The 15,751-nt window shown below is 43.4% G+C and carries 15 protein-coding genes; 13 read left to right on the plus strand and 2 right to left on the minus strand.

Annotated elements, in window-relative coordinates; translation table 11 throughout:
• Nucleotides 1–544: 544 nt before the first annotated feature.
• Entirely contained in the window at nt 545–1,159 is a 615-nt protein-coding gene (gene ytpR, locus ACI3E5_RS06360; RefSeq protein WP_142964304.1) for a YtpR family tRNA-binding protein, read from the plus strand.
• 68 nt (nt 1,160–1,227) lie between these two features.
• Here the strand turns inward: ytpR and ACI3E5_RS06365 are convergent, their stop codons facing one another.
• Complete coding sequence (locus ACI3E5_RS06365) at nt 1,228–2,532, minus strand: S1C family serine protease (protein WP_015509239.1); 1,305 nt, start codon at nt 2,530–2,532, stop codon at nt 1,228–1,230.
• A 373-nt stretch (nt 2,533–2,905) separates the two neighbouring features.
• Between ACI3E5_RS06365 and rlmH the strand changes: the two genes are divergently transcribed.
• The 7 genes from rlmH to ACI3E5_RS06400 all read left to right on the plus strand — a co-directional run bounded on the left by rlmH (nt 2,906) and on the right by ACI3E5_RS06400 (nt 6,584).
• A complete protein-coding gene (gene rlmH / locus ACI3E5_RS06370) occupies nt 2,906–3,385 on the plus strand; it encodes a 23S rRNA (pseudouridine(1915)-N(3))-methyltransferase RlmH (protein WP_428207820.1) in 480 nt (159 codons plus the stop codon).
• 66 nt (nt 3,386–3,451) lie between these two features.
• Nucleotides 3,452–4,189: a tRNA pseudouridine(38-40) synthase TruA gene (gene truA, locus ACI3E5_RS06375; RefSeq protein ID WP_005225435.1), complete on the plus strand. Its 738-nt coding sequence runs from the start codon at nt 3,452–3,454 to the stop codon at nt 4,187–4,189.
• 42 nt (nt 4,190–4,231) lie between these two features.
• The gene (map, locus tag ACI3E5_RS06380; protein ID WP_142962483.1) at nt 4,232–5,017 is read left to right on the plus strand and encodes a type I methionyl aminopeptidase; all 786 of its coding nucleotides are present in this window, start codon (nt 4,232–4,234) and stop codon (nt 5,015–5,017) included.
• 60 nt (nt 5,018–5,077) lie between these two features.
• A complete protein-coding gene (locus ACI3E5_RS06385; protein ID WP_123906405.1) occupies nt 5,078–5,176 on the plus strand; it encodes a type I toxin-antitoxin system Fst family toxin in 99 nt (32 codons plus the stop codon).
• A 346-nt stretch (nt 5,177–5,522) separates the two neighbouring features.
• Complete coding sequence (locus ACI3E5_RS06390) at nt 5,523–5,690, plus strand: PTS sugar transporter subunit IIA (RefSeq protein ID WP_123906404.1); 168 nt, start codon at nt 5,523–5,525, stop codon at nt 5,688–5,690.
• Between the two features lie 286 nt (nt 5,691–5,976).
• Nucleotides 5,977–6,240 carry an AbrB/MazE/SpoVT family DNA-binding domain-containing protein gene (locus tag ACI3E5_RS06395; protein WP_074932272.1) on the plus strand — a complete coding sequence of 88 codons (264 nt, stop codon included), beginning with the start codon at nt 5,977–5,979 and terminating at the stop codon, nt 6,238–6,240.
• Complete coding sequence (locus ACI3E5_RS06400) at nt 6,234–6,584, plus strand: type II toxin-antitoxin system PemK/MazF family toxin (protein WP_096741485.1); 351 nt, start codon at nt 6,234–6,236, stop codon at nt 6,582–6,584. The genes ACI3E5_RS06395 and ACI3E5_RS06400 overlap by 7 nt, the downstream gene beginning before the upstream one ends.
• Before the next feature lie 315 nt (nt 6,585–6,899).
• On the opposite strand, the gene ACI3E5_RS06405 is transcribed toward ACI3E5_RS06400, so the two are convergent.
• Entirely contained in the window at nt 6,900–7,307 is a 408-nt protein-coding gene (locus tag ACI3E5_RS06405; protein ID WP_317720856.1) for an AsnC family transcriptional regulator, read from the minus strand.
• A 120-nt stretch (nt 7,308–7,427) separates the two neighbouring features.
• On the opposite strand from ACI3E5_RS06405, the gene ACI3E5_RS06410 reads away from it, so the two are divergent.
• The 5 genes from ACI3E5_RS06410 (at nt 7,428) to ACI3E5_RS06430 (ending at nt 15,708) form a co-directional block, all read left to right on the plus strand.
• A complete protein-coding gene (locus tag ACI3E5_RS06410; RefSeq protein WP_185932311.1) occupies nt 7,428–7,973 on the plus strand; it encodes a cysteine hydrolase family protein in 546 nt (181 codons plus the stop codon).
• Between the two features lie 327 nt (nt 7,974–8,300).
• On the plus strand, nt 8,301–9,224 hold the full coding sequence (gene msrA, locus ACI3E5_RS06415; RefSeq protein ID WP_096741481.1) for a peptide-methionine (S)-S-oxide reductase MsrA: 924 nt from the start codon (nt 8,301–8,303) through the stop codon (nt 9,222–9,224).
• 349 nt (nt 9,225–9,573) lie between these two features.
• Nucleotides 9,574–10,935 (plus strand): hypothetical protein, encoded by a 1,362-nt coding sequence (locus tag ACI3E5_RS06420; RefSeq protein WP_005225442.1) that lies wholly within the window; start codon nt 9,574–9,576, stop codon nt 10,933–10,935.
• 16 nt (nt 10,936–10,951) lie between these two features.
• Entirely contained in the window at nt 10,952–12,175 is a 1,224-nt protein-coding gene (locus tag ACI3E5_RS06425; protein WP_142972843.1) for an amidohydrolase family protein, read from the plus strand.
• A 551-nt stretch (nt 12,176–12,726) separates the two neighbouring features.
• Nucleotides 12,727–15,708 (plus strand): WxL domain-containing protein, encoded by a 2,982-nt coding sequence (locus tag ACI3E5_RS06430; protein ID WP_262119090.1) that lies wholly within the window; start codon nt 12,727–12,729, stop codon nt 15,706–15,708.
• Nucleotides 15,709–15,751: the final 43 nt, after the last annotated feature.

Here is a 15,751-nt window from a genome sequence, read left to right on the forward strand (position 1 = left end):
AGTTCTTTTCCTTAAAGAAGATGGCAGCAAAAGAAGACAAGGGTTAAAAGAAAGTTCCTGAGAACCAGCGATGTTTCACTTGTTAGCAAAGCATTGTCTTTCGCTAATGAGTTGCAGCTGGTTCTTAGGTTTTTTTGTGCTCGTTTTGAGGGAAGATATCTGTCGCTGTTGTCTTGTTTCTTAGGTAATAGTGCCAAACAGAAGTTTTTTAGAACTAGCGTTTATCGGCTTGTTAGCAAAGCAGCGTCTTAGCTAATAAGCTGAAGCTGGTTCTTAGTTTTTTTCTGTATCCGTTTTTTGGAAAATTTATTGTTGTTGCCTTCTTTCGTAGAGCGTAGTTCTACCAGCAAGTTCTTGAGAAGCCGCGAGTTCTGCTCCTTCGCCAATTCTCAACCTAAGCCAGCCAGCAGAAGTTGGTTCTCAGGCGTTTTTTGTCTTTGAAAATAAGTAGAATTTCAAGGAAAACAAAGAAATTCCATGACGGATGCCGAAAAATTTGTTAAGATTATGGGCGGAATGTGTAAGTACCTAAGGAGGAAAAAACGTGATTTTTGCTTATAACAAAGAATATGTCAGTGATACACTGCTTGCCATCACAGCAGATGATAAAGGATTAGAACAAACCGTCGAACGCAAAGGCAATGTTGCCCAAATCAAAAATGAAGAAGGCACGATCGTCGGCTGGAACTTTTTTGCGATCTCAGAAGTGATGACGATCGAAGGCCGTGGCCAAGTGACGTTGACGAAAGAACAAATCCAACAATTGAACACCATGATCAAAGAAGCAGGATTCAGCGAAGAACTGCCAGAAGATACAGAACCAAAAATCGTCGTTGGCTATGTGAAATCTTGTGTGGAACATCCAGACAGCGACCATCTGTCTATCACGGAAACAGAAGTTGGAGATGGGGAAGTCTTGCAAATCGTCTGTGGTGCTGCCAATATCCGTAAAGGCTTGAAAGTCGTTGTCGCAAAGCCTGGGGCAATGATGCCAGATGGCTTGATGATTTGGCCGGGGACGCTTCGTGGCGTAGAAAGCTTTGGAATGATCTGCTCTGCTAAAGAACTGCATTTAGAAGGTGCACCAATGAAAAAAGGCATCCTTGAGCTGCCTCAAGATGCCGTTGTAGGTGAAGCTTTTCCAGTCGGTAAAGCCTAAAAAAATGAACTGCCGCTTCCTGTTTTTGCGGCAGTTCATTTTTTGATTGTTTCGATTGGTTTTGATGATTAGTTGCTGCTGTCTGTTGATTGTTCGTTGATCGACGTATCAACGGAAAGTTTTACTTCTGCCGTTTTTTCTTCATCGCCACGATAGAAGGTTACAGTGATCGTGTCACCGACTTTGTGTTTGTACAACGCAGATTGCAGATCCGTTGTTGTGCTGACTTCTGTATCATCGATCTTCGTGATAACGTCATATTGTTGCAATCCTGCTTGTTCTGCTGGTGTTGCATTGTTGACTGAGTAAATCACAACGCCAGAAGTTACGGATGAAGGAACTTTCAAGATTTGTTCTTGTTGTTGTGATGTGATGGAACCTAAATCGATCGTTTGGATCCCTAGTGCAGGGCGAACCACTTTGCCGTCTGCTTCTAGTTGATTGATGATTTCAACGACATCGTTACTTGGGATCGCAAAGCCCATCCCTTCGACACTAACACCTGAAGCAGAGCCCGAGGTGCTGGCGATTTTACTTGAGTTGATCCCAATCACTTGGCCATCAACGTTGATCAGTGGACCACCAGAGTTCCCTGGGTTAATCGCAGCATCCGTTTGGATCGCATTGATGCTGATCGTACCACCAGATTCGTTTTGGCTTGTTACTTGACGATTCAAGGAAGAAACGATCCCTTGTGTCACAGAGTTTGCGTAGTCAGAGCCTAGAGGAGAACCGATCGCGATGGCTGGTTCGCCGACTTTCAAGGCACTTGAATCACCAAATGTTGCGGCAGTCTTCACATGCTCTGAAGAGATTTTCAATACAGCTAAGTCTGTGTAAGCGTCAGTACCGACCAATTCAGCTTTGACTTTCGTACCGTCTGCTAAAACAACTTCTAAACCGTCTTGACCTTCTACGACGTGGTTGTTGGTTACAACATAGGCATCGTCGCCATCGATTTTGTAGATGACCCCACTCCCTTCAGAAGAAGCTTCTAAAGCACTGTCGTCATCGCTTTGGCTATCGCCTTCACTTTGTCCGCCTTGCTGACCAAAGAGGCTGTTCCAATCGTTGCTTTGACTTTGTTGTAGATTAATGATGGAAACGACAGAATCTTGTACTTTTTCAACTGCCTCAGTGACATCGCTAGTCACATCAAGTTTTACATTGGATACTTGGGTTTGTCCGTTAGAATCTTGGACCCCGCTGTTGGTCGTGGTTTCTGGTGTTGAAGTCAAAGAGGAACCCATTGCCAGATACAGACCGCCGAAGGTCAATAAACCGCCGACCATACCGCCTAAAATCCCAATACCTAATCGTTTTAATAAACCAGGAGAAGTTTTCTTGCCTGGTGTGACATATTTTCTTGCCATTACTATTTCCCCCTTAATGAATAATTCGTTATAATCAGTATATTCCTTCTATCTGAGATTAGTCTACTAAGAGATTTTGAAAAAAATATGAAGAAGTTGCGTAAGAATCTGTTTCAAACGATGAAATTTTCTTCGCAAAACCCGTTCATTTTTGAATAAAAATAGCAGGCAAAACTGGGGAGAAGCGAAGGTCTGTTTATCCACAGTGTGTGGACAAACTTGAAAGCTTTGGTTGGGTGGATGAAGAAACCCTTGAAGTGTCGCTGTTTTATAGATAAGATAGAAGGATTTCAAAGAAAGTCAAAGTGTGTAAAAGGTTGTGGATAGCATTGTCCACATTTTCATAAAATAAGGGGATAACGAGGAGGAACCTATGAAAATCAAAATCGTCACAGTAGGAAAATTAAAAGAAAAGTACCTCGTTCAAGGAATCAACGAGTACGCCAAACGATTGGGGGCATACGCAAAGCTTGAGTTTGTCGAAGTACCGGATGAAAAAGCACCAGAAACCTTGAGTGAAGCCCAAATACTGCAGATCAAAGAAAAAGAAGGGCAGCGCATTTTAGCCAAAATCAAAGACACCGAATATGTCTTTGTCTTAGCGATCGAAGGCACCAACCCTACCAGCGAAGCCTTCGCCAAACAAATCGATCAACTCGGTATCCAAGGAAAAAGCCAACTGACCTTCGTCATCGGCGGCTCCCTAGGCTTAAGCCAAGAAGTCATGACCCGCAGTGATGCCAAAATCTCCTTTGGCAAAATGACCTATCCGCACCAACTCATGAAACTGATCTTATTGGAGCAAATCTATCGTGCGTATCGAATCAATACGGGGGCGCCGTATCATAAGTAAATACCTAAAGCAATATAATAGAAAAAAACTATCCACCGATAGTATCGGTAAAAAGGAGCAACAACCATGCGAAATATCAAATTAACGATTGAATATGACGGCAAGCGCTACTTAGGGTGGCAACGACTAGGAGATTCTGAAAAAACGATCCAAGAAAAAGTTGAAGGGGTCATCAAATTATTGACGGGAGAAGAAATTGAGATTGTGGGTTCTGGTAGAACCGATGCGGGCACGCATGCTCGAGGACAAGTGGCGAATTTCAAGACGACCCATCAAATGAGTTTGCCAGAGATGCAGCAGTTCTTTAACCGCTATTTGCCGCAAGACATCGTCGTCAACAAGATTGAAGAAGTGCCTGAGCGCTTCCATGCACGCTATCACGCCAAAGGCAAGCAATACAGCTATTATGTTTGGAACAACGCGATCCCATCGGTCTTTGCTCGCAATACTAGTTTTCATTGCCCGCAGCCCCTTGATTTGGAAAAAATGCAGCAAGCGGCTGAGAAGTTGATCGGCACCCATGATTTTATCGGCTTTTCTGCATTGAAAAAATCAAAAAAATCAACGGTGCGCACGATCGATGAAATCACCATCACACCAGAAGGCGACCTATTGCGGTTTACCTTCAAAGGCAACGGCTTTTTGCATAAAATGGTCCGAATCTTGACAGGCACACTGATTGCCATTGGCGATGGCACACTGCCACCAGAAGTGATCGATCAAGTGTTAGCCGATAAAGTACGACAAGCAGCTGGTGAAACAGTGCCTTCTCATGGCTTATTTCTAGATGAGGTGTATTATTAAAAGAAACAGGGTAATGGCTATTTAAGGAAAGGAGATCATCTATTGATCACATTAAAATCCCCACGAGAGATCGAACAAATGAAAACTTCTGGTCGTATCTTGGCAAGTATTCACGAACAGCTACGGGAAAAAATCGTTCCCGGTATCACTACGAACCAAATCAACGCCTTTGTCCATCAACAGATAGAAGCTGCAGGGGCAACAGCCGCGCAAATCGGGTTTGAAGGCTATGAATTTGCGACGTGTATCAGTGTCAATGAAGAGATTTGTCATGGTTTCCCTTCAGAATATGTTTTAAAATCAGGCGATGTCGTCAAAGTCGATTTTTGTGTCGATTACAAAGGGGCAATCTCTGACAGCTGTTGGACGTATGCGGTAGGAGAGATTTCGCCAGAACATCGAGCGCTGATGGAAGTCACGAAAGAAGCCTTGATGAGAGGCATCGAGCAAGCACAGGTCGGTAACCGAGTTGGCGATATTGGTTATGCGATCCAAAGCTTCGCTGAAGAAAAAGGGTATGGTGTCGTGCGGGACTTTATTGCTCACGGCATTGGCCCAACCATTCATGAAGAACCATTCTTTCCTCATTTCGGGTTACCTGGCAAAGGAATTCGGTTGAAAGAAGGCATGACGATCACTATCGAACCGATGATCACGACCGGCACTTGGCGCATGAAGATGGACCCGAACGGCTGGACAGCACGCACGATCGACGGCAGTTATTGTGCCCAATATGAACATTCGATCGCCATCACCAAAGAAGGTCCAGTCATCATGACCTTGCAAAAGGAAGAAACGTCATCATCACTTAATGTCTTTGAAAAATAACTGTGTGTAATTTCCGTAACATGAATACTTTCTACTCCCCCTGTGTAGGGTGTAGTGTATATGATTTATCTATCGTTGGTTGTCGCACCAATTATTGTTGGTATAGTCATCGAACTATTTTCTCACTGGTTGGATGAGAAAGACAAAGACGACAACTAAGCAAGTTGCTATCCAACTCACATGCTAGCAGTCGCAACTAGCATAAACAAGGCGCTCCCTTTCGTCGCGGTTAGGGAGCGCCTTTGTGCTGCAGTGCTATAAACTTTCTATCGTTTCGCAAGTTTATTATATCACAGGGAAAATAAAAAACTACCCGTGATATCCACTCGAATAAATAAAGAAAACCTAATAAATTTGAAATTTAATTACCTCTACTTCTATTTTCCGAAATATGGATGGTAATCCCCACTTGAGGTATTACCGTGAAAAAAATAGTCTATAGTGGGAGTTATTGTTTTCTCATTTTTTTTAATTAGAGAAAAATTTAAATTAGGTGTACATGTAAGTGATAAATTCGGATAAAGTAAACGACCCAGAATTTTCTGATAAAGCCATGGGTGACGGTTTTGCAGGTATTCCAATTGAAGAAATTATTGGCTTCCTGATTAGTGGGAAAGTTAACTATTTTTTCGAACTAGCTATGCTATCGAATATAGAACACATGAGGGAATAAGTAGGGGAGGGACAGCAATCCCTGTTGTTTACTACTTACTTGCATCTAAATATTGTTAATACCTAAAGAGCGTATCAACGTGGTTATAATCAAATCGTTTATGTCAGTCATTGTCCTGCAATTTGACATTTCGGCATACTACAAATTTTTATTAGCACAGCAGAGTCCACTTTTGAGAACGATTCTTTTTAATGGAATTTAGGTGAATCGACCAAAAAGGATAATTATGTATATACTCCGTCGTGATATATGTTATACTATGTATATACAGAAAGAGGTGTTGCTCATGGAAATGTTACCTATAAAAAAATGGGGCAATAGTAACGGTCTTAGATTGCCAAAGTACATTATGGAGTATCTTGGCATTCATACTGATGACAAAGTGAAGATAATACAAGAAGAAGTAAACGGACATAAACGGCTAATCATCGAAGCAGCAAATTTAGAAAACGAGTTAACGATTGAAGAGTTATTTGAAAATTACACTGCTGAGAGAAATCATGTGGAAATTCAACATTTAGGTGAAGCAGTAGGGAATGAAAAATGGTAAGAAAACCTAGACAAGGGGATATTTTGTTATTGGATACAGCTCCTCGTTCTGGACATGAACAAACGGGAAAAAGACCCTATATTGTTTTAAGTCATGACATGATTGCAGATTATAGTAACGTTGCCACCGTTGCTCCGATTTCTAGTACAAGTAGAAACTATCCGTTATATGTAAGTATTGATCCAGACTATGGAATGAAGACAACAGGAAAAGTATTGTTGGATCAATTAACGACAATTGATTATGAAGCCAGAGCGTGTGTTTTTTTGGAAAAAGCGCATGAGCACTTGGTTGATGAGTTATTGATGAAAGTTAGAACAGTATTTCAAAAAGTAAGTAAATAAAAACAGCATGCTCATCTAATCGATGTTGACCATGCTGTTTTCTTTTATTCTATAAACGCTTTGTCTCGTAACATTATACACCGTACAATCTTTGAGATACTAGCTCTATTCCCGTGATCCTGAACGATGCTTTTATAAACAAGGCAACGGGGGGCGCTTTTGTGTTTGCACTAGCAGTCTTAATACTTTATGCTTGGCGATGGTTGAATTCGGCACGCTACTGCTGGGCATCATTGCAAAAATTTCGACAATTGAGTCTTCGATAAATTTATCAAGGAATCTAATGGCTGTAGGACTAGCCCACAGCGGCTAACATCAAACATCCCCATGATTGAGTTTGTCAGCCACAAAGGTTTCTACACTATACCTGCCCCACTTTGAGAGACTCTCTATAAATAAAGGGAAGGTTACAACTGTAAAATGACTGACCAAGAGATAACAAGCTTGACCTGAAACTTTATGAAAGACCTCAATTTCTTTGTATTGATTCACGAAGGCTTCAAAAGCTGTATAGCGATTTGAATCCATAAAAAACCGGATGTATTGCGTACTTGGGTAGTTTACTACAATACTAAATCGTTGAATGATTCCCTCATCTTGCAATTTCAAGATCCGATTGCCCACGGCTTGTCCCGTCAGGTGGACCATTTCGCCGATTTCTTTGTTCGATAATTTGCTGTTGTGTTTCAGGATAGCTAGGATTTGTTCATCGATGATGTCCATAAGGGTTCCTCCTTTCATAATGAAAGTAAATTGACTTTATCTTTTTCAAGAGACGCTTTGTTGTAGGGTCATATGTATTTATACTGGATTATAACAAATAAGAAAAGAAATGGTGATTCTATGAAAAAAGCTTTAGTAATTATTGATGTCCAAAATGACTATTTTAAAGAAGGAAGAATGGCCCTTCATTCCCCTGAACAGGCGCTTGCAAACATAAATAAACTAGAAGCGTCTTTTATCGAAAAGCAACTCCCGATCATCTATATCCAACACATCAACGATCAAGAAGCAGCTGATTTTTTTGAACGAGGGACCAAAGGTGTGCTGCTGCATGAACAGTTAAAAACAACGCATTCTTCTATTATTATCGAAAAGCACTTTCCTAACTCCTTCATTGAAACAAATTTAAAAGAGACGTTAGACTCTTTAGGTGTTCAACAAGTTATCATCACTGGGATGATGACGCATATGTGCATCGATTCAACCACAAGAGCTAGTAAAGAACTCGGTTATCAGCCCATACTGATTTCTGATGCCACGGCAACGAAAGCATTAACATTTGAAGCACACGAAATTCCTGCGGAAGCTGTTCAACGAGCGTTTTTATCGGCGTTGGAAACCTTCTCTACGGTGATGAAAACCGCTGACTATTTAAACGGATTGTAGAAAAATTGCGTATTTACTAACAAAGGCAAAGGTTCATTTGCATTGAGTGGTTCTTGATCACTCTTTGAAATTGGCGATCCTATCTCATTCCGCTTCAATGTTTCTAAAAAAAATGAATGCCCAGTTGCGTACCCACCAATGATACTGAGCTGGTTCCTCAAAGGATGCATGCGAACCAATTACGCACCAACCCATACAAAAGCCAAAAACGTTCGAGGATTTCTCTCGAACGTTTTTTTGGGCATCAAATTGGGCGAATCGGCGAAACTATGGTACAGTGCAACCAAACAAGGAGCGAGAGCCGCTCCTTCATGAGGCAAAGGGGCAATGGTGATGAAGCAAACAACGATGGCGTGGCTGTCAGAAATCTATAATTTGATCTTGCATCCTGGCACGAGACAGTGGGAACGAGAACAACTGGTGCAAGCAAAAAATACACTGGAAACCCAGCTGGCGACCAAACAAAAAGCAGGCAAACACGAAAAAGAATCGTCAAATAGCCTTGAAGACCAACAGATCAAGCGGGTTTTGGAAAAACTAGAAGCGTCGTTGCGTCCTTTGGCACTGAGAAACAATCTGACCCCGAATGTCGCAGAGTTCTATCAAACAATCAGCCAGTCAGCACCGAAAAAGGCAATGAATGAAGATACAGGCAAAGTCCAACCAGCAGAAGTTTCCGTGGAGCCGAACGAAACAGGTGAAAAAGCACAAGAAGTGGCTATTTTTGCTGGCGGCTGCTTTTGGTGTATGGTAGAGCCTTTTGAAGACCAGCCGGGCATTCTTTCCGTCTTGTCGGGGTATACCGGGGGAACAGTCCCGAATCCGACGTATGATCAAGTACTAAGCGGAACAACAGGGCATGTCGAAGCGGTAGAGATCATTTTTGATCCCAAAATCATCACCTATCAGGACTTGTTGCAGTTGTACTGGCAAGTGACTGACCCGACAGATGCTTTCGGACAATTTCAAGATCGCGGCAATTTTTATCGCCCAATCATTTTCTATACGACTGCTGAACAGGAAGTGCTTGCGCAAGAAGCCAAAAAGGAGCTAGCCCAATCTGGTTATTATCAGCAACCCATCGTGACCGAGATCCGCAAGGCCACGCAGTTTTGGCCAGCGGAAAACTACCATCAAGCATTTTACAAGAAGCAGCCAAAGCGCTACCAGCGGATCAAGCGAGCGCGCAAACAACTGATGCTTTTTTATCGGCTGAAACGCTGGACAAACCGAGGAAAAAAACGATCATAAACAGAAGATCACTAAAAAAAGCGAGGCTCCGAGAAAAGGGCAAAAGGATCAAATGAAGGCTCTTTTCTTCACAAGCCGCGTTTTTTTCTGCACTTTTAGCCAATTGGATAAAAAACGTAGATTTATTTTAGAATAATGTCCAAAGAAAGCGTTAACAATAAGAATTATAATAGAGAAAGAAAAAGTGGCGAAAAAGGTCGAAAAAGCAGGTGTCTTTTGCTTTATTCCTTTCTTCGAGGAAAGAAGGTGGGAAACACCAGAGAAAAATCAGCGGAAAAATCAATCGGCAACACCCCATAGCAACACAACATTTATTATATGAAGGTTCATATAAGTTAGGAGAAATGTGATGAAAAAAAAAGGAACGTTCGTCTCACTGTTTATGGCTCTCATTCTTTTTATCTTTTCAGAAAGAACAGTGTTTGCGGCAGAAGCGATCAATGAGATCGTCGCACCAACAGGAGTCAAAGCATTTCTAGTACTGATTCCATTAGTGTTAGTGCTGGTTTTGCTCTTTAAAAAAGTAGATATGATCATTGCTGGCTTGATTGCTGGGATCTTGGCGATGATTATTGGCGGGATCAGTTTAGCTGAAGCCAATTCGCAACTGTTGGAAGCTATTCCGACGATGTTGAGTATTACGGTGCCAATCATCAATTCCGCTGTAGCGATGGCGGTCTTCAAAGCGGGCAGTTATACGGCGGCCTTAACCTTAGCCAAAAGAGGGACCAAAGGAAAAGTGGAATATGTGGCTGGTTTTATTGTCATCTTATTGGCAGCAGCGACTTATATGTCTGGGATCGGCGGCGGGAGTGCGATGGTGATCGCACCGTTAGCATTTGCGGCAGTTGGGGTGGTACCCGAATTGATCGCAGCGATGTCGTTAGCGGCAGCGGTCTCCTTTACGACGTCTCCTGCCTCTTTGGAATCTAGTATCGTGTCTGAACTAGGCGGTTTTAGTGTCGCTTCTTATGTCGATCAAATGCGCCCATTTTGGTTGCTATTCGTTGGTTTGGCGATTTTATTGGCATTCTTCGGAACCAAGCGTCGTCATTTGGGCTTCAAAGAATCTGCCAACCAAGAGTATGAAAACAAAAGCAATGGTGAATTGTTCAAAACGACACTGCCTGCGATCTTCTTGCTTTTTGCGGTCATCTTTGGTCCGTTGATCAATGACCTGATCGGCTTTGTCCTCTTTACACCGCTAGTTTATATGGTGGTCACGTTGGCGTTGATTTTTGTTTGTACCGACTTTTCGATGAATCAATCGGTGGAAGCGATGGTGGACGGATCCACGTATATTTTGACCCGCTTGTTCCAAGTGGGGATCTTTTTAGCCTTCATCAACGTAATCGCTGAAACGGGGACGTTTGCTGTAATTGCCGGTGCGGCACAAAATGCCCCCGCAGCGATCGTCGTTCCCGTGGCGATCTTGACGGGTGTCTTGATTGGGATTCCCGCAGGTGCCTATGTCGGCTCCGTTTTAACACTCGTGCTACCAGTTGCCGTTTCATTAGGCTTCCCAGTCTTAGCTCTTGGCTTTGTAACGATGGGGGTTGGCCTCGGCAGTCAAATGAGTTTCGTCAACATTACGATGCAAGCTTTATCTTCTGGTTTCCAAATTCCGATTCTGGATGTAGTCAAAGGAAACGTGAAGTGGTTGAGTTTAGCAGCCGTATTATTATTAGTCATCGGCTTAGTGTTTGGCTGATGGATAGGAGGAAAACATGGATTTATTGATCAAGCAAGCACGTCTTGAAGACGATGCAGAATTAGTAGACATTGCAATTTCAGAAGGAAAAATCACCGCAGTTGCACCCAACATTGAAGAATCAGCAGCAACAACGATTGAGGCGAAAGGCAAAGTGGTGATCCCTGGATTGATCGAAAGCCATATCCACTTAGACAAAGCCTTGATCGCCGATCGTGAGCCCAATAATTCAGGTACGTTGCAAGAAGCGATCCAAGTTACGGCAAAGCTGAAACCGACCTTTACCGAAGAAGACATTTATGATCGGGCGAAACGCGCATTAGAAATGCTGATCGTACATGGCACGACTGCTGTGCGCACCCATGCCGAATTTGATCCAGCACAAGGCTTCACTGGATTTGACACCATCATGCGCTTAAAAGAAGAATACCGCGACTTGATCGATATTCAGGTCGTTGCCTTTCCGCAAGAAGGGATTTTTAAAGCCCCAGGGACGGATAAAATGATGATCGAAGCGATGGAAAAAGGCGCCGATGTCGTTGGCGGCATTCCTTACAATGATGCGCCAGCCAATGAACACATCGACTTGATCTTTGAGATCGCCAAACGATTTGACAAAGACATTGACTTGCATCAAGATTTTGCTGACGAAGCAGACGATACATCGATCGTCTACCTGTGTGAAAAAACCATCGCAGAAGGCTACCAAGGCCGGGTATCAGTAGGACATTTGACTGCGCTGCACGCCATGGAACCGGATCAGCTGGCAGAAGTCATCGATTTGATGGTCAAAGCCCAAATCAATGTGATGCCGTTGCCTGCGACCGACTTGCACTTAGGTGCTAGAAACGATGCCTACAACGTTCGCCGTGCCGTGACGCCGATTCGCAAATTACGTGATGCTGGTGTGAATATCTGCTTAGGCAGCAACAATATCCGAAACGCCTTTACGCCCTATGGCAATGGGGATTTGATCCAAATCGCTATGTTGGCTGTACCAGTGGCACACTTAGGCGGCGCCGATGACTTGCCGACGGTCTTGCCAATGATTACGACCAATACCGCCAAAGCATTAAATATCAAAGACTATGGAATCGCTGTTGGCAACCGCGCAGATTTGATTCTTTTAGATACTCAGAGAAAAGCCGATGTGCTGATCGATATACCTGAACGTTTGATGGTCATCAAAAATGGCCGCATCACTGTGGAAGTCAAAAAAGAGGTGACGATCCACCGCTAAGCGATTTTTCGCCCCTATGGTGGTTGTCACAAAAAAAGTGAATCACTGAAAGAACACGTCCGTCAAAGGCAGTCTGACTGCTTTTGACGGTTGTTTTTTTGTATAGGAGCAACGAGGTCGAAGGGTATGCGCTTTGATTTTCTGAAACCGACAGTGGGACGTTTTCGCTTCAATGAACCTTCCTGATCTAGAAATAGGGAATGCCGCCCATGCAAGGATTTCCTTGACTGATGAATATCCTGATTTTTGCTCTGCGGAGCTGTCCCTTATACTTAAAGAGACAATCGTGGATTATGACTTATTTTCAGCAATTATAAATAAGGAAGCGCTGGTTTTTTCTTTTAAAACCAAATGTTCGAAGCGACGCCAATGCGTAGTTTCTTTGACGCTTTACCTAAGAAACACACTGTTTTGCTGCTTTATGCGCTTCGTTGGTGTGTTGTCTTGTTAGTTTGAACGAATCTCTGACGCACCAGCTAAACACAACAAACAGAATCAAAGGCGTAAGCCATTAAACCATAGAAAATGAAAGAAAGGAGGGGAGCAGCGTAATGAAAAAGAAGCCGCTAAAATTGCTGCTCCTGGTGATCGGGCTAGTGAGTATTCCGTTGCGTTTTCCCTTCTTGCGAGATGCTTTTATTGCGCCCTTGTATGCGCTGCAAGCAGAAGACGAGCACTCATTAACGGAAGAAATGGCTGATTTGAAAGACGCTGATTTTCAATTTTTAACAAGCGGTAAGCAAGGCTATTTAGGGGAGGAAATCCCTATCGAAATCGTGGCGCAGCAGCCAGTAACTGAAGCGGCTGTGGTTTTGCCCCCAGAAGCAGCGATCGAGCCCTCCTTGTTTCCCGAAGGAAGGACGGTTGAACAGGTGGAAGCTGACCAGTGGCGTCTGCTTAGCGAACCCCCTCAAAGCAATTGGCTCTTGCCGTTAACTTTTGCAGAAGGAAGCCACGAAGTCATGGTAGGAGAAGAACGGCTGGCACTAGAGAGCCAAGGTTCACCAGAGGAAAGTGGGGAAGAAACCGAAGAAAGCAAGGGAGAGGGAGTAGAACGCGAGAATGAAGAGCAAAAAGGAAACGCGCATCAAACAGAGCCAGGAGGAGCATTTCCCTATGATGCCGATGATCCAGGCAATCTCTACCTGTTAGAAGTCACGGAGGAGTCAAGCCGAGAGGTCACTAATTGGCAAGAGCTTCTCTTAGCTATCCAAACCCGAACGGTTAATTATATCGCTTTGACCGAGAGCTTTGACTCTCCTGATCGCCCTGCAGAAGGATTGAGTAACGTTGAAATGATTGATTGGTTTGGGGATCAAAACCCCAATGGAGAAGCTTCTTACCTTTATCTCAATTCAGCCGAGATTTCGCGCCCTTTAATTATCGACGGACGAGGACATACAATCGATTTTCGGTCAGTATCGGTTGGTTTTAATGACATGACAGTCAATCCAGATACCCCTTGGGACATTACCCTCCAGAATATTGAGCTGTATAGTGGAAATGACTTTGGACCTATACAATATAACGACTTAGAAACGGACAATCAGGCGGCGGCAACGATACGGTACCATAATGTCAATCATGTCGGCAATCAATTGTTTCATGGGTTTCAATCGACAGCTATTTTATCAGGAAGTGTTTCTTCTATTCAAAAGGATTCTTATGATGCAGCTCTTGGGCGTGGTGAATGGCTCATTAATGCTACCGATCAAGCGAATTTTGAAGTCGGTTATTTGGACGTTCTTGAGGGGGCTAAAGTTCACCTTTCAACAATCGATTCAGGAAATATTTGGTTTCCTCATAGTTCAAATCCAACATTTACGATTGGAGACGATGCGGAGGTTACGATCATTGCAAATGGTACAGGACAAGGTGAAGCGTGGGGAGCAAATATATTCTTTAGATATAGTCCTATCTTAACCGTAGGTAAAGGTGCGGCCCTTGATTTGGCACCTAAAAGCAATTCTCCTGCTATTTCAACTAGTGGTTTGCTGCCAGCTCAGACTACTCAGATCAATCTATTGGAGGAAAGCACATTAAAAATCTTCAATTCTGGACGTATTAGTAATAGTAACAATGATTGGACCAATATTATTTCTATGCCACCTGGTCCTGGCAGTAGTATTCATCTCAGAAAAGGGAGTACGCTTGCTATCGAAGCAGTCAATCAACTTCATTCTGCTAGCCATATTATTTATTTTCCTGTATCTGGACATATTACTATTGATGAAGATGCTACCTTTGATATTCGTTCCGATAGCAGGACACTGGCGCATAGTTTGATCTCATTCGGGCACTTTAATTCAACTATCACTATTAATGATGCTGCAAGAGTGAATTTAGAGAAAATTGGTCCTGATACAGGGAATTCTTCCTTGATCCGTAATGCAGCAATAACTGTAAATAATCAGTCGATTAAGCGGTGGAATCTTAGAACCCGAATAGAAGAACCTGATTTTGAATGGGATAATATTGTGCCGTTGTTTGCTCGTGTTAATGAAGCAGGAGTACCGAATAGAGGCGATATCTCGGTTAGCGTATTAGATCCCACTATAGAAGCAGAGGCCTTAGATAGATTTTCGGCAAGAGTGCAACGGCTCTTATTAGAAAAGATTTCTCCTATCGAAGTAACGCTGGATCCTCTATCTAATAATCGCTCTCAACGAAATTCCTATACGATCACAGGAGAAACTGATCCTGGTGCTTACGTACGTTTTAGCAGAGACTTCAGCATGCCAGAACCAGTGATCGGCCCCATTGAAACGGGAGGCGGCGATACAGAATGGTTCCATGTCAATGCCAGAGTAGATGGCACGTTTGAATTTGATCTCTCCCAATTTGACGACTTTGACTATTTCCGTGGGCAAGAAGTTGTAACGGCAAAGGTATTTTTAAATGGACGACGCGATGAGACCTCCATTATCGTTGAAGGCATCAATCCTCGAGACCCTCTGAATCCTGATGTAGATGTTGATCCAGAAAATCGCCCGACGCTTCCTGAAAACCAAGGGTTGATCGGTATCGACTTTATCTCGCAATTTGATTTCGGGCACGTGCCGATTCGTTCGAGTCAAGCCTATTATCCAGCACTGCCGCAAAAACTGCGGAATGCAGAGGATGATTTGGCTGGTGGAGAACGCCCAAATTACGTTCAAATCTCGGATCGGCGTGAGGAGCCCACCGGCTGGACACTGAGCGCGCGGATGGATGAAGCGGGGTTTGTCAGTGAGGAAGGCCATCAGCTGCGGGGAGTCCAGCTCCTACTCAATAATATTCGTATGGCAACGACAGGTTCGAATACCTCCCGTGCGCCCACCTACTGGGAAAGCCGTGAATTAAATACGGGCAGACAAATCTTGGCAAAAGCAGATGAGGGACAAGGCAGCGGAACATGGGTCCAACGCTTTGGGGATCGAGAAACAATGGATCAAAGCGTGATGCTGGAAGTTCCTGTCAACGCTGCGCCGCAAGCAACAAGCTATACGGGCATCATTCATTGGGAATTAAGCTTTGTCCCAGAGCTGGACTGAGTATTCTAAATAAGGAAACCTTATATTGACTTCAAGTATTGAG

The organism is Candidatus Enterococcus avicola, assembly GCF_047470845.1.
In the GTDB taxonomy this organism is placed as follows: domain Bacteria; phylum Bacillota; class Bacilli; order Lactobacillales; family Enterococcaceae; genus Enterococcus_D; species Enterococcus_D casseliflavus.